The organism is Pseudomonas sp. BF-R-24, assembly GCF_019947335.1.
GTDB lineage: Bacteria > Pseudomonadota > Gammaproteobacteria > Pseudomonadales > Pseudomonadaceae > Aquipseudomonas > Aquipseudomonas jessenii.
In genome coordinates, this window is sequence record NZ_JAGYGG010000067.1 from 1 (window position 1) to 13,970 (window position 13,970).

The window sequence follows — 13,970 nt, forward strand, 5'->3', positions numbered from 1 at the left end:
GTGGTGGCGGCGGCTCCGGAGGCGGCGGTCACGGTGGTGACGGCGGCGGTGGCGGAGGCGGCCATGGTGGCGGCAGCGGCGGTGGCTCCGGCAGTGGAGGCTCCGGAGGCGGTGGTCACGGTGGTGACGGCGGTGGCGGTCATGGAGGAGAGGGTGGCGGTCATGGTGGTGACGGCCACGACGGTGACGGTCGTGGAGGCCCGGGACGCGGCGACGCTGACCATGGTGGTATAGCCGGGAACAAAGGCCCGGGCAATGCGCGTGACAACGACAACGCCAAAGACAATGATAACGATGCCGCAGATGCTGCCAGGGACGCGGCCAGGGCTGATGCCAATGCAGCCCGGGACGCTGCTCGGGCTGATGCAGATGCAGCGCGGGATGCGGCAAAAGCGACTGCGGACGCCGCCCGTGACGCCGCCAGAGCTGAGGCGGATGCAGCCCGGGATGCCGCAAGAGCTGCTGGCTTATCGCGCGCAGAAGCGGATGCAGCCAGAGACGCTGCCCGGGCCGCTGCGGATGCAGCCAGGGACGCTGCCAAGGCCGAGGCAGATGCAGCCAGAGATGCTGCTCGGGCTACTGCGGATGCCGCGAGGGACGCAGCCAAAGCCGAGGCGAACGCAGCCAGAGAGGCTGCCAAAGCTGAGGCGAGGGCGGCCAGAGAGGATGTAGCGGACGCCCCGGATGCACCGGATGCACCGGATGCTCCAGACGCACCAGATGCACCAGACGCGCCGGATTTCGACACGGTTGAGGTGCAGAACTAGGCCCGCACGTTCGGCAATGAACACGGCAGGCATACCCGTCGATGACGTCCGGGGAGTTTGAAGGACGTATCGACAATGAGTCGCAAGCCCTGAAGAATCTCGGGGGCTTGCGACTTTTTTTCGAAATCTGTTGCAGGTCCGAAACACTGACGAGGATGATGCAAGAGGAGACGGAACTGGGCGGGTAAGCAATTGCCAGCCGTTCAAAATCCCCCGAACCCTCCGTTTTTCCTGAACCAGCCGATTTAACGGGTTAGTCCGGCACGACAATATGTGCCGGACACTTCCACCACCGGAATTTACTTGTTAATCGACACGATCGAGGCGCTGTTACCCTCTAGCCGGAAGGAAAACGATACCCGGTCTCCAGGCGCCAACCCTGACAACTGATCTTGCGTCACGGAAAAAGCCATCGTCATCGGTGGCCATTGCAGGGCGGGAACGGCGCCGTGGGAGATGGTCACCGTATGCTTCGTAGTATCGATAGCCTTGATCGTGCCTTCGGCATTGGATACCGGAGTCTGTTTTGTTTCCTGCTTCATTTGCATGCCTTCCATGCCGTCCATTTTCATGCCCGGCATGTCCTGCGCGTGGGCAGAAAGTGAAAGCGCGAATACGGTGCTTGCGACTGCGGTCAGGGTGAGTTTCATATGACTTTACCTTGATGTGTGGTGGGTGCAGGCAGGAGGTGCCGGCGGCGCATCAATCGATAGGCTGACGGAATGACAAACAGGGACAGCAAGGGTGCCGTGACCATGCCGCCGACCATGGGCGCGGCGATACGGCTCATCACCTCACTACCGGTTCCGCTGCCCAACAGAATGGGCAGCAGACCGGCAATGATGACGGCAACGGTCATGGCCTTGGGTCGAACGCGCTGCACAGCGCCTTCACGAATCGCCGCCACCAGCCCGCGTTCAGTGCTGTCACCGAGGTCTTCTCGTTCGGCCCAGGCGTTTTTCAGGTAGAGCAACATAATCACGCCGAACTCGGCAGAAACGCCGGCCAAGGCGATGAAGCCGACCCCCGTGGCGACCGACAGGTTGAAGCCCAACAGATAGAGAAACCATGCCCCCCCAGTCAGTGCGAATGGCAGAGTGGCCATGATCAGCAGGGCCTCATCGAATCGGGCAAAAGTCAGGTAGAGCAACACGAAGATGATCAGCAGAGTGGCAGGCACCACCAGTTTGAGTCGTGCGTTGGCCCTTTCGAGAAACTCGAACTGTCCCGAGTAACTGAGGCTCATGCCTGGCTGCAACCTGACCTGTTCATTGACGACCCGACGAAGATCGGCAACCACCGAGGCAATATCCCTGCCTCGTACATCGATGTACACCCAGCCTGAAGGCCGTGCGTTCTCGCTCTTGAGCATCGGTGGGCCGTCACTGACCTTGACCTTCGCCACTGTGCCAAGGGTGATCTGACTACCCTGCGGGGTGTAGATCGGCAGTCGTTCCAGGGCGCCGAGCGAGTCGCGCCACTCCCGTGGGTAACGCACGTTGATCGGGAAACGTGCCAGACCTTCAATGGTCTCCCCGACATTTTCACCACCGATGGCACCGGCCACGATGGACTGCACATCGGCGATGTTCAGCCCGTAACGAGCAGCAGCCTTGCGGTCGATATCCACATCGATGTAGCGGCCACCGGTCAGCCGCTCGGCCAGGGCCGAACTGACACCGGGCACGTCCTTGGCCACTCGCTCGACCGCCTGGGTGACAGCATCGATTTCCGCCAGATTGGTGCCGGCAACCTTCACACCGATCGGGCTCTTTATACCCGTCGCCAGCATGTCGATACGGTTACGAATCGGCGGTATCCAGATGTTGGTCAAACCGGGAACGCGCACCACGCGATCCAGTTCCTCCACCAGTTTTTCCTGAGTCATGCCTGCACGCCATTGCTCATGTGGCTTGAACTGGATGGTGGTTTCGAACATTTCCAGCGGTGCCGGGTCGGTGGCGGTTTCGGCACGACCGGCTTTACCGAAGACGTGTTCGACCTCTGGTACGGTCTTGATCAACCGGTCGGTCTGTTGCAGCAGTTGCGCCGCTTTCTGCGCCGACAATCCCGGCAGGGCAGAAGGCATATAGAGCAGGTCGCCCTCGTCCAACGGGGGGAGAAACTCGCCACCCAGGCGAGACATTGGCCATAGCGCACTGAAAAAAACCAACAGCGCGACCAGTAGCGTGATCTTTGGGCGGCGCAAGACCGCGTCCAAGGCCGGCTGATAGATTCGAATCAACCACCGGTTCAACGGATTCTGTTGTTCACTGGGAATTCGCCCCCGAATCCAGTAGCCCATCAGCACCGGCACCAGGGTCACTGACAATCCTGCCGCTGCGGCCATGGCATAGGTCTTGGTGAAAGCCAAAGGGCCGAACAGCCGTCCTTCCTGAGCTTGCAGCGTGAACACCGGAATGAACGACAGGGTGATGATCAGCAGACAGAAGAAAAGCGCCGGGCCTACCTCCACCGCTGCTTCGGTCATTACATGCCAATGACGCTCGCCCTTCAATTCCTCCCCTGGATTGGCTACGTGCCAGGCCTCAATCTTTTTGTGGGCGTTCTCGATCATCACCACGGCGGCATCGACCATGGCGCCGATGGCGATGGCAATCCCGCCCAAGGACATGATGTTGGCGTTGATGCCTTGGTAGCGCATGACGACGAAGGCAGCAAGCACCCCCACCGGCAGCGAAATGATCGCCACCAGCGATGAGCGCAAGTGCCAGAGAAAGATCCCGCAGACCAACGCGACGACGATGAACTCTTCGATCAGTTTGTGGCTGAGGTTTTCCACCGCGCGGTCGATCAGCTTGCTGCGGTCGTAGGTGGTGACGATTTCCACCCCGGCCGGCAGACTGCTTTTCAGTTCGTCGAGTTTGGTCTTGACCGCTGCAATGGTCTCGCGAGCGTTCTTGCCGCTGCGCAAAATCACCACGCCGCCGACGGTCTCGCCTTCGCCGTCGAGTTCGGTGATGCCACGGCGCATTTCCGGTCCCGACTGAATCGTGGCGACATCGCCAAGGGTCACCGGCACACGATCCGAACCCAGCTTGAGCGGAATCGCCCGAAAGTCATTGAGCGTCTTCAAGTAACCGGAGGCCCGCACGATGAACTCGGTCTCGGCCATCTCCAGCACCGCGCCACCGGTTTCCTGATTGGCCTTGCCGATAGCGTCGGTCACCTCAGCCTGAGTGATGCCGAAGCTTGCCAGTTTCAGCGGGTCCAGCTGCACCTGGTACTGCTTGACCATGCCACCCACCGTGGCCACTTCCGCCACGTTGGGCAGGGTCTTGAGTTCGAACTTGAGAAACCAGTCCTGAAGCGCGCGCAGTTGCGCCAGGTCGTGTCCACCACTGCGATCCACCAGTGCGTACTGGTAGATCCAGCCCACTCCCGTCGCATCCGGCCCCAACGCCGGCTTGGCGCTGGCCGGCAACCGGCTTTGTACCTGGCTCAGGTACTCCAACACCCGCGAGCGAGCCCAGTACAAGTCCGTGCCGTCTTCGAACAGCACGTAAACGAAGCTGTCGCCGAAGAAGGAGTAACCACGCACGGTTCTGGCGCCCGGCACCGAGAGCATGGTGGTGGCCAACGGATAGGTCACCTGATTCTCGACAATCTGCGGCGCTTGTCCTGCATAAGGGGTGCGGATGATCACCTGCACATCCGAGAGATCTGGCAGTGCATCAATGGGTGTGCTCTGCACCGTCCAGATACCCCAAGCCGTGACGAACAACGTCGCCAGTAGTACCAGGAACCGGTTGGCCACTGACCAACGAATGAGGGCAGCGATCATGGCTGGCTCCCCGATTTGGCCAGGCGCTCGACACGCAAGCCATCGTCGGTCTGGCTCACCGCGACCCGAACCTTGTCACCCGCCTTGAGGCCCTGCATCAGTGCCGGGCTGGCGAGCGGGAAAGTCATCGTCATGCCAGGCATGCCCAGCGTCTTGAAAGGACCGTGGGCGAGCGTAACTTCTTTGTCGTTGATCTCAACGATCTGCCCATCCGCCTCATGCAAACTGGCGGCTGTTCCACTGGCGGGTGACTCTTGCTCGGAGGTAGCAACAATGCCCTTGAGACTGGCCTCGGAATCGAGGAGGAACTGGCCAGACGTAACCACCTTCCGGCCTTCTTCCAGACCTTTTAAAATCTCCGTCTTGCCATCGCTTTCCTGCCCGGGTTGCACCTCCACCGGGCGGTAGCGGCCGGCGTCTTCGGCGAGCATTACCAGGGCACGTCGGCCAGTGCGGATAACCGCCTCACTAGGCACCCACAACACACTGTGCCCGGTCGAGTGTTTGAGGCGGACCTGCGCGGTCAAACCTGGTCTCAGGCGCCCGTCGGGATTGGGTAACTCGACACGTACGCGAAGGGTGCGGCTGTCCGGATTGGTCTCGGGCAAAATCGCGCTGACCTTGCCATTGAACATTGTCCCCGGGAAGGCGGGCAGTCGCGCTTCGACTGCCTGCCCCACGGTGATGGCTCCGGCATCCGATTCCGGAACGGCCACGGCGAGCCAGACACGGCTCAAGCCATTGACGCGTGCCAGAGTCTCGCCAGCCGCGACGGTCATACCTGCACGTACGTTCAACTCTTGCAGCACGCCGCTGATGGGGCTGGTGATGGTCAGGTTCGGCTGGACTTTGCCACTGCGCTCTACCTGGGTGATCAGCGCCGCCGGCATCCCGGTGAGCCGCAGTCGCTGGCGTGCCGCAGCCAACAGGTCGGCATCAGCGTTGCGCTTGAGGGCAAGGAACTCTGTCTGGGCGGCCGCCCACTCCGGCACCAGGATATCCGCCAGTGCCGCATTGGCTTTGAGCAGGTCGCCTGGAGCATGGGCATAGACTCGCTCCACGAAGCCGGCTGTACGTGCCTGTATCACCGCCACATCACGTTCGTTGAATGCCAGGGCACCTGTCACATCGAGGCTGGAGTCAAAGACTCCACGGGTGACGGTCGCAAAACGCAGACCGAGATTCTGGGTCAGACCCGGATCGATGCTCGCGGTCGCACGATCCTCGTCACCGCTGGCGTACCGGGGTACCAGTTGCATGTCCATGAAGGGGGACTTGCCCGGTTTATCGAACTTTTGCTGCGGGTACATGGGGTCGTACCAATACAGTGCCTTGCGTTCGTCCGGCGAATTGAGTTTCTGCTCCCGGGCGGTAACAGGTACCTCGCTCATGCGCGGGTGAGCGAACCAGTAGCCACCGGCAACACCCAATGCCAGCGAGATGCCAACCAGCAATGCTCCGTTCCATTTTTCAAGGATCATTGGCCGGACTCCCCATAAGCAAAATACAGACGCGCACTGGTCAGCGCTCGCTGCTCCTCCACGTCGATCTGTTTGAGTCGGGCTTCGATGAGTTCGCGTCGGGCGGCGACAACGGCGTTTAAATCGCCTGTGCCGGCACGGTAGCTGGCCATGCTGAGTTCGACCTTTTCCCTGGCCAGCGGCAGCAGGCTTTCCTGGTTGCGGCTTACCGCACGATTGAGGCGCTCATAGTCAGCCAGTTCGTTTTCCAGTTGCTGAGTGTGCTCCCGTGACAGGGCTTCGCGCTCAGCCTCAAGCTGGCTGAGTTCAGCCTGTTTGGCTGCGATTTTTGGGTTTTGCCGGGAGTCAGGAAACAGTGGCAAGTCCCAGGACAATTGCACGCTGACCATGTCACCGAACTGGCGATCGCGATGTTGATAGTCAAGCTCCCAACTCCAGTCTGACTTTTTCTCCGACTCGGCTTCACGAACCTTGGCTTGCGCTTCGCGGGTCATCGGCGCAAACGCTGCCAACTCGGGGTGGTGTTGCAGTTTATGGGCGTAGCTCGAGGAATCGACACGCCACTGCGGCAAGCTGCCCACAGGCTTGTCGTTGGCGGCGGAGCCAATCCAGCGTTTGAGGGCCGCTCGGGCCTGCGCTCTCTGGAGAACCAGATCGTCCTGCTGCTCCGCCAGTCGAGCCGCTTCTTGCCTGGGCGTCACCGCATCGGCGGGTTGAGCGCGACCACCGGCAATCCGGGCCCGGACGGTATCGGTCAGCAGGCGGTTTTCTTTGTAGAGGTCCTGGAACAGCGCATCTTTGCGCTCGACTGAGTAGCTGTTGATCCAGGCCTCTGCCGTGGACTGGCGTACGTTCAGTCGTGCAACCCGACGCTCGGCGGCAGCGCGATCAACGGCGGCGTTGGCGACCTCGATGCGAGCCTTGCGCTTGTCACCGTTGGGCATCTCTTGCCTGACCCCGACCATTTGCATGGTCATGAAGTCGTCGTTGATGCTCCAGCGATCCGGGCCGCCAATGGGGTAGTTCTGCACACCTGCCAGCAACTTGGGGTCAGGTAATTCACCCGCTGGAATAGCCGCACTGCTGGCAGCCTGAATCTTTGCATCTTGTGCAGCCAGCGACGGCGCATTGTTTTCGGCCAGGCGCAGCGCTTCATCGAGGGTCAGCGCGGCAGCGAAGCTCGGCAATGCCAGTACGCTTGCCGCCAGACCGGCCACGAGGGACCAGCCTGTGCAATAGCACTTGGAGTTCATGTTTACGATTCCTGTGATCATCCACTGCACGCGTCAAAAAGACATGCGCACAGCCAGTCCATCCCGCTAATACGGAATGAGGCTCAATGTTGGACAGGAATCAAACGCGAGGCGGTCGCCATACCCCGGACGGGGTTTGTACGGGCATGGAATCACTGAAGAAGGAAACCACTACGGGGCTGAACACGGTTACAGGAGGCTTGAGGATCGAGACTTGCAGCATACCGCCTGTCTTGCATTCCTGGCCCGGCTTGCAGGGCTTGCCATGCTCTGTCGGGCTTTTCATGTCGTTGCAGCAGTCCATTCCCATGTCATCCATCATCGCCATGCCCATCGTCTTCATCGGGCACGGTTCTGTGGGCGCCTGGACACCCGCCATCCCGCTGAGGGGAAGCACCAGGCTAATCACGAAAATGAGGCAAAACCGCAGGTAGCGTTTCATGGGCTGGAGTGTAGAGGCTGAAATGGACTCTTACAATTGGATGAATGTTCTCACAGCCTGCCGAAGGCGTTGATTCAGGCGATATCACCGTGCCGGAATTAAGCCAGCATTATCGCTGACAGAGGATTTACGCAGCCTGTGCAATAACCCACAAGCGACATGTGTTGAAATTTCCTGCCGCCATCCCGCCCATCCTTGGTGGATTGTGCGAAAGCCCGCCGGGCTGCCTGAGTTTTTTGCACGAATCTTCACGGCTGTCGCTCGTATCATTTCATCCGGAAACCACGGTGAGTATTGCGATGACAAAAAACACAACGTTGTGGGACATCAGTCCATCCTTGAGTAGCGAAACACCGACCTGGCCGGGTGACACGCCATTCCGGGAGGAGCGCGTCTGGACCTACGGTCCCGAGTGTCCGGTGAATGTCGGACGCATCACCTTGTCGCCCCATACCGGCGCCCATGTCGATGCGCCGCTGCATTACAGCGCCGACGGCGCGGCGATTGGCGAGGTCGGGTTGGATGTCTATATCGGGCCTTGCCGCGTTTTGCATTGTCTGGACAGCGGCGAACTGGTGCAGCCCGGGCAACTGGAAGGGCGTTTGCACGAGGTGCCCGAGCGTGTTCTGCTGCGAACCTATCGGCAAGCACCGCTGACGACCTGGGATTCGAATTTCACGGCGGTTGCCAAGGAAACCATCGACCTGTTGGCGAGCCTTGGCGTGCGCTTGATCGGCATCGATACGCCGTCACTGGACCCGCAGCAATCCAAAACCATGGATTCCCACGGCGCCGTGGCCCGCCATCACATGGCGATTCTTGAAGGCATCGTGCTGGATGAGGTCCCGGAAGGGGATTATGAGTTGATCGCCTTGCCGTTACGGTTTGCTCATCTGGACGCCAGTCCGGTCAGGGCAATTTTGCGGCCGCTGAGTACGTCACAACGCGTGTAACCCATTCAACAGATCCGAAGGGGACGCCGGAACCGGGCGTCCGCCTGGCACCCGGTTCCGGCGTCCCCTTCGGGTGAGCGGTATCAGGCATTACTCTCGGTGAATTTTTCGTAGTACAGGTGCACGCTGTCCAGTGCCTGTGCCTGCAACCAGGTCTTGATCGACTCCACCATCGGCGGTGGCCCGCAGACGTACATGTCGACCTGGCCATCGCGCAGTTCGGCAATGTCGAAGTGTTCGGCGATGTAGCCGCGCTTGCCAGTCCAGTGCGGCGACGGTTCGCTGACCACCTCGGTGTAGCGAAACCCCGGGATGCGTTGTTCATACGCCTGGATGCGCGCCTGTTCGCACAGGTCGGCCGCATCGCGCACGCCGTAGTACAAGTGCACGGGCTGCTCGCAGCCGCGCTCGGCCAGTTCGTCGAGCATGCCCAGCAATGCCGAAAGACCGGTGCCGCCGGCCACCAGTATCAACGGCCTGGCGACGTGTCGCAGATAAAACGCCCCCAGTGGTGCCTCCAGGACGATTTCGTCGCCCACCTGGCAGCGTTCGCGGATGTAGTTGCTCATCACCCCATCGGGAAGCAGGCGAATCAGAAACTGCAGCTCATTGCTGGCGCTCGGCCGATTGGCGAACGAGTAGGAGCGCTTGTTCTCGGTCCCAGGGATCGACAGACGGGCGTACTGCCCGGGCAGGTAATCCAGCGACTGGCCCGCATTGCCCAGGTTCAGATGCAGGATCGCCGTGCTGGCCGACACCTGTTTGACATCGGTAACCCTTGCCCTCAGTTGATCGGGGCCGGCGGCGTTGCACAGGCTGGATGCGAAGTCGAAGTAGAACGCGGCGTCGGATTTGACCCGTGTCTGGCAGGTGAGCATCTTGCGTTGTTGCAGGTCCTGGCTGGAGAGGGCTTCCTCATCCACATAGTCCTGGCTGTAATCGCCTGACTCGCAACGCCCCTGGCAGGTTCCGCAGACGCCTTCGCGGCAATCCAGGGGAATGTTGATGCCATTGCGCAGGGCGGCGTCGAGCAGAATTTCGTTGGGTTGCACGGGAAAGAACAGCGTTTTGCCGTCGGCAAAGCTGAACGCGACCTTATGGTTCATGCCCCGGTCTCCTTGGGTTCAGAGGTGGTAGAAATCGAGTACCGAGTTGATGGTGTCGTTGAGCAGCAACACATGCTTGCGGGTGATCAGCCAGCTATCGGCGTGGGGCTTGAGGTGATAGGTCGCACGGCCGAAAAACTGCTCGGATGTCGCCAGGCGGTAGTACAGCGTGTGCCAGTTCAGGCGCGCCTCCAGCTCGCCGTTTTCCAGCTCGCTGATTCGCACGTTATTGATCTGATGCAAGGTGCGCGGCATCGGCGTCGAGGACGCGGACTTGCCGGTGCGCAAACGGAACACGCGGTCCTCCAGGCCTGAACGGTTGGGGTAATAGATCAGTGACATTTCGCGCTTGGGGTCGCGGGTGTAGACATGTTCGGAGTCCCATTGCGGTAAGTGGAACTCGCTGTGCTCGGCGAACAGCTGGATGTAGGCATCCCAGTCCTGGGTGTCGCACAGTTCGGATTTGCGATAGAAAAACTGTTCGACCTGGTACTGCAATTGCGCATTCATCATTGCACCTCACGGAGTTTCAGGGATTTGGCGTCCAGACCATCGAGCAGGAATTTCTGCCAGTTGCTGTGCTGGTTGACGTACAGCCCTTCGTGGGTGAATTCGGTGCCGGTCATGGCCGGGGCAATGCCGATCGATTCGCTGTTGGGGGTGGCGCCGCTGGCCCAGCGGTGACTGCCGCGGGAGATGTCGCTCCAACGCTCCAGTCGCGCCTGGAAACCACGCTGGGCCTCACGGAACTCCACCAGGTCATCCGGTGTGCCCAGGCCCGAGACATTGAAGAAGTCCTCGAACTGGCGAATGCGGTTTTCACGGTCGGCGTCCGACTCGTTCTTGACCCCCAGGCACTGGCTGATAATTTCAGTCTTGTTCCACGCCACCGGGCGGATGATGCGCAATTGCGAGCTGATCTGATCGAGGAAAAACAGGCTCGGATAGATGTTCAGGTTGCGCAGACGATGCATCATCCACTCGGCCTTTTGCTGGCCGTGTTCTTCGATCAGTCGCGGCATGATGGTCGAGTATCCGGAGCGTACCGACGGGTTTGGCATGTCGCTGAACAGCAGGCTGTGGCCGTTATCGAACGCGAACCAGCCGTCATCGGTATTGGCGTCGCCGGCGCCAAGCTTGCTGTAGTCGAGGGTGCCGCTGGCGGCGGTGCCGTTCTCGCTGTTGACCTGCTGGCGATGCTGCACCGTGGCCACGTAGTTGTAGTGGACGGTGCTGACGTGATAGCCGTCGAGGCCGTTTTCGTTTTGCAGTTTCCAGTTGCCGTCGTAGGTGTACGCCGACTTGCCGGGCAGTACTTCCAGCTCGCCGGTGGGCGACTGGGCGACCATCATGTCGAAGAACACCTTGGCATCGCCGAGGAAGTCTTCCAGGCTGTTGTCGGCGTGTACATCAAGGCTGATGAAAACGAATCCCTTGTAGCTCTCGATACGCGCCTTTTTCAGCCCACGGGTGGCTTTGTCGAAGCCCTCCGGGTACTCGCCCGGTGCCTTGACCTTGACCAGGCGGCCATCGCTTTTGTAGCACCACGCATGGAAGGGGCAGGTGAAGGTCGACTGGTTGCCCTTGCCGACGCGGGTCAGCGTGGTGCCGCGATGCTGGCAGGCATTGATCAGTGCATTGAGCTGGCCGTCACCGTCGCGGGTGATGATCATCGGCTGGCGGCCGGCGCGCAGAGTCACGAAGTCGTGGTTGTTGGCCAGCTCGCTTTCGTGGCAGGCGTAGATCCAGTTCTTCTCGAAGATCAGTTCCATTTCCAGATCGAACAGCTGTGGCTCGGTGAACATGTCCCGGGCGATGCGGAATACGCCTTCTGCCGGACGGAAGTCCAGGCAGCTTTCGATAAACGTTTTCCATTGCTCGACGTTTCTTTCGCCACTCATGAGGTGTACCTGTTTTTATTGGGGCTAATCGGTACGTCATTAGAGGGAGTGGGGCGTGCCTGGGTCTATCCGCTTTGTGGGCGAAGGCAGTCCGTAAAGTTTGGCGGTAACACTCAAGGGGCGGGCTGGGCAGCGAATACCCAGCGGCATGCACAAAGCGATAAACGGCTGCTGCGGTTTGCGGTAATCAGGTACTGTTCGAGCGGGCGTTCGAGACCCTTTGATGGCATTTCCAGGCTCGAGTCGCCAGGCGTTATCCACTTAATTGGCGATTGCTATCCACCCGGTCAGCACCGTCGTCTTGTGGCTTGGAACTTGCCTTGGCAAACCCTATACGCGCCATCAGAGCGCGCTGAAAAAAAACCTTGAGTGCACCGTGATGAGCAACAAAGTCGATCCGCAGTTTCGCGACATTCGTGTCGACAGCGATGACCTGGAGGCCGCCAGAAGCTGGATGTCCGGTATCTGCGGACCCCATCGACTGGTAAGCGCGAACCCCGAGCGGATCCGCTTTCATCACAACGCCAACATGTTCAAGTCGATGGCCACCACCCTGGGCACTATCGAATACGGTACCGATGTCACCATCGATATCGAGGACGCCGAGCACTTCAGCAGCTACAGCCTGAGCTTGCCGTTGGTGGGTGAACAGGAGCTGAGCAAGGATGGCAGCGTGGTCAGGTCCGACCGCGATCAAGGGGTCATCATTTCCCCCAATGAAAACCAGCTGCTGGCGATTTCCGGTGACTGTCGCAAGGTCCAGGTGGTGATTACCCGAGTGGCGATGAGCGAGGCTCTGGAGGGAATGCTGCAACGGCCTCTGGATGCGCCGCTGCGCTTCGAGCCGATGATGGATGCGATTGATGGGCCATCGGCGTCGTGGTGGCGCATGGCGCGTTATTTCATCGACGAGATGGAGCGCAGCAGTGAACTCTTCGAGCAGGTGGCCTTCACCCGGGACATTGAAAGCTCGCTGATCAAAGGCTTGATCCTCGCCCAGCCAAACAACTATTCGCAAGAACTGCGGGACGCGCTGGGGGTGAAGTTGCCGCACTACCTGGTCAGGGCCCGGCAATACATCCACGACAACGCGCGGGAAGCGCTGCATCTGGAGGACATCGAAGCCGCTGCCGGCGTTTCGCGCTTCAAGTTGTTCGACGCATTCAAGAAGTACTTCGCCCTTTCGCCTATGGCCTACCTGAAAAAGTATCGCTTGAATGCAGTCCGCCAGGAGATCCTCGAGCACGGCACGGCACGCAGTATTTCCGCGATCGCCATGGGCTGGGGGTTCATGCACCTGGGGCGTTTTTCCACCGAGTACCGCAAGCTGTTCGACGAAACCCCGAGCATGACCTTGCAGCGCAACGAAGCCCGGCGCCAGCAGGGACTTTGACGGGCTGCCCCGGCCTTACTTGCGTACCACCAGATCGAGCAACTGCTCGCGCTCCTTGATTTTTTGCAGGACGATCTCCGAACGTATGTCGGTGACGCCGGCGGTGCGGTTGAGGTGATTGACGATGAAATCCGAGAAGTGCTTGAGGTTGCGGGCCTGGACCCGCAACACATAGTTGCTCGCCCCGGTAATGACGTACGCGGTGACCACCTCCGGCCACTGCTGAACCTTCTTGATGAAGGTCTCGTGCCAGTCCTCGACGTCCTGTCGCAACGACACATGAACGATGGCTTCCAGCTCAATGCCCAGCCGCTCGGCATTCAGCACCGCGCGATAGCCGGTGATGATTCCTTCGCTTTCCAGCAGGCGTAAACGTCGCAGGCAAGCCGAGGGTGACAAGGCGACTTTTTCCGCCAATTCCTGATTGCTGATACGGCCATCCTGTTGCAATTGATGCAGGATTCTCAGGTCTGTCGAGTCAAGATTCATGGTTTGAATAAATCCGCGCTTATTGGGGTTTGATTCGAATATTCTGCGAAATAACTACTACATGGTCGGTTACTTTGCACGAAAATTCTTCAAAGGTTCGTTCATTATCTCTCCATCGAAAGGCAGGCGAATTGCCTGGTATCGGTCGGTTAAGCGACTGAACACTGCAATCCTTGTGGGAGCGAGCTTGCTCCGGGCGGCGATCCGACGATTGCGACGGGTCAGTCAACATTGATGTTGAACATCAGGCCCCCATCGCGAGCAAGCTCGCTTGTATGTTTAGACTTGAAGGGGTGGGCGGGACTAACAGCTCGATTCCGACTCTAGCCAGTACGGACCGTGGGAGACTTCTCGTTCCGCCCTTTCTACCTAAAGCGCCG

Annotated in this window: 12 protein-coding genes; 3 read left to right on the plus strand and 9 right to left on the minus strand. The window is 59.9% G+C overall.

The genetic code is table 11. The features are described from left to right. Positions 1–234 (plus strand): hypothetical protein (locus tag KGA98_RS27650; protein ID WP_223504822.1); only part of this gene is annotated, 234 nt, incomplete at its 5' end. A gap of 832 nt (positions 235–1,066) precedes the next feature. Here the strand turns inward: KGA98_RS27650 and KGA98_RS27655 are convergent. The 5 genes from KGA98_RS27655 to KGA98_RS27675 form a co-directional block, all read right to left on the minus strand. Further along, positions 1,067–1,417 carry a copper-binding protein gene (locus KGA98_RS27655; RefSeq protein WP_223504824.1) on the minus strand — a complete coding sequence of 117 codons (351 nt, stop codon included), beginning with the start codon at positions 1,415–1,417 and terminating at the stop codon, positions 1,067–1,069. Beyond that, the gene (locus KGA98_RS27660; RefSeq protein ID WP_223504826.1) at positions 1,414–4,572 is read right to left on the minus strand and encodes an efflux RND transporter permease subunit; all 3,159 of its coding nucleotides are present in this window, start codon (positions 4,570–4,572) and stop codon (positions 1,414–1,416) included. Before KGA98_RS27660 ends, KGA98_RS27655 begins: the two co-directional genes overlap by 4 nt. Further along, positions 4,569–6,053 carry an efflux RND transporter periplasmic adaptor subunit gene (locus KGA98_RS27665; RefSeq protein ID WP_223504828.1) on the minus strand — a complete coding sequence of 495 codons (1,485 nt, stop codon included), beginning with the start codon at positions 6,051–6,053 and terminating at the stop codon, positions 4,569–4,571. Before KGA98_RS27665 ends, KGA98_RS27660 begins: the two co-directional genes overlap by 4 nt. Beyond that, positions 6,050–7,306, minus strand: a complete 1,257-nt coding sequence (locus tag KGA98_RS27670; RefSeq protein WP_223504830.1) for a TolC family protein — start codon at positions 7,304–7,306, stop codon at positions 6,050–6,052. Before KGA98_RS27670 ends, KGA98_RS27665 begins: the two co-directional genes overlap by 4 nt. A 100-nt stretch (positions 7,307–7,406) precedes the next feature. Next, positions 7,407–7,748 (minus strand): hypothetical protein, encoded by a 342-nt coding sequence (locus KGA98_RS27675; protein WP_057715362.1) that lies wholly within the window; start codon positions 7,746–7,748, stop codon positions 7,407–7,409. A 299-nt stretch (positions 7,749–8,047) separates the two neighbouring features. On the opposite strand from KGA98_RS27675, the gene kynB reads away from it, so the two are divergent. Beyond that, positions 8,048–8,701, plus strand: coding sequence for an arylformamidase (gene kynB, locus KGA98_RS27680; protein WP_159389728.1), 654 nt, complete (start codon positions 8,048–8,050; stop codon positions 8,699–8,701). Positions 8,702–8,784: 83 nt separating this feature from the next. Here the strand turns inward: kynB and antC are convergent, their stop codons facing one another. The 3 genes from antC to antA are packed head-to-tail and all read right to left on the minus strand — an operon-like array spanning position 8,785 to position 11,708. After that, entirely contained in the window at positions 8,785–9,807 is a 1,023-nt protein-coding gene (antC, locus tag KGA98_RS27685) for an anthranilate 1,2-dioxygenase electron transfer component AntC (protein WP_159389729.1), read from the minus strand. An 18-nt stretch (positions 9,808–9,825) separates the two neighbouring features. Next, positions 9,826–10,317: an anthranilate 1,2-dioxygenase small subunit gene (antB, locus tag KGA98_RS27690; protein WP_223504832.1), complete on the minus strand. Its 492-nt coding sequence runs from the start codon at positions 10,315–10,317 to the stop codon at positions 9,826–9,828. Next, a complete protein-coding gene (gene antA, locus KGA98_RS27695) occupies positions 10,317–11,708 on the minus strand; it encodes an anthranilate 1,2-dioxygenase large subunit (RefSeq protein ID WP_223504834.1) in 1,392 nt (463 codons plus the stop codon). Before antA ends, antB begins: the two co-directional genes overlap by 1 nt. A gap of 379 nt (positions 11,709–12,087) precedes the next feature. Between antA and KGA98_RS27700 the strand changes: the two genes are divergently transcribed. Further along, a complete protein-coding gene (locus KGA98_RS27700; protein ID WP_223504836.1) occupies positions 12,088–13,101 on the plus strand; it encodes an AraC family transcriptional regulator in 1,014 nt (337 codons plus the stop codon). A gap of 15 nt (positions 13,102–13,116) precedes the next feature. On the opposite strand, the gene KGA98_RS27705 is transcribed toward KGA98_RS27700, so the two are convergent. Next, complete coding sequence (locus KGA98_RS27705) at positions 13,117–13,590, minus strand: Lrp/AsnC family transcriptional regulator (RefSeq protein ID WP_007971266.1); 474 nt, start codon at positions 13,588–13,590, stop codon at positions 13,117–13,119. Between the last annotated feature and the right edge of the window lie 380 nt (positions 13,591–13,970).

Coding starts and splice junctions, on each gene's coding strand:
- antC (WP_159389729.1), bottom strand. CDS start 9,807: ATGAACCATAAGGTCGCGTTCAGCTTTGCCGACGGCAAAACGCTGTTC.
- KGA98_RS27655 (WP_223504824.1), bottom strand. CDS start 1,417: ATGAAACTCACCCTGACCGCAGTCGCAAGCACCGTATTCGCGCTTTCA.
- KGA98_RS27660 (WP_223504826.1), bottom strand. CDS start 4,572: ATGATCGCTGCCCTCATTCGTTGGTCAGTGGCCAACCGGTTCCTGGTA.
- antA (WP_223504834.1), bottom strand. CDS start 11,708: ATGAGTGGCGAAAGAAACGTCGAGCAATGGAAAACGTTTATCGAAAGC.
- KGA98_RS27665 (WP_223504828.1), bottom strand. CDS start 6,053: ATGATCCTTGAAAAATGGAACGGAGCATTGCTGGTTGGCATCTCGCTG.
- antB (WP_223504832.1), bottom strand. CDS start 10,317: ATGAATGCGCAATTGCAGTACCAGGTCGAACAGTTTTTCTATCGCAAA.
- KGA98_RS27705 (WP_007971266.1), bottom strand. CDS start 13,590: ATGAATCTTGACTCGACAGACCTGAGAATCCTGCATCAATTGCAACAG.
- kynB (WP_159389728.1), top strand. CDS start 8,048: ATGACAAAAAACACAACGTTGTGGGACATCAGTCCATCCTTGAGTAGC.
- KGA98_RS27670 (WP_223504830.1), bottom strand. CDS start 7,306: ATGAACTCCAAGTGCTATTGCACAGGCTGGTCCCTCGTGGCCGGTCTG.
- KGA98_RS27675 (WP_057715362.1), bottom strand. CDS start 7,748: ATGAAACGCTACCTGCGGTTTTGCCTCATTTTCGTGATTAGCCTGGTG.
- KGA98_RS27700 (WP_223504836.1), top strand. CDS start 12,088: ATGAGCAACAAAGTCGATCCGCAGTTTCGCGACATTCGTGTCGACAGC.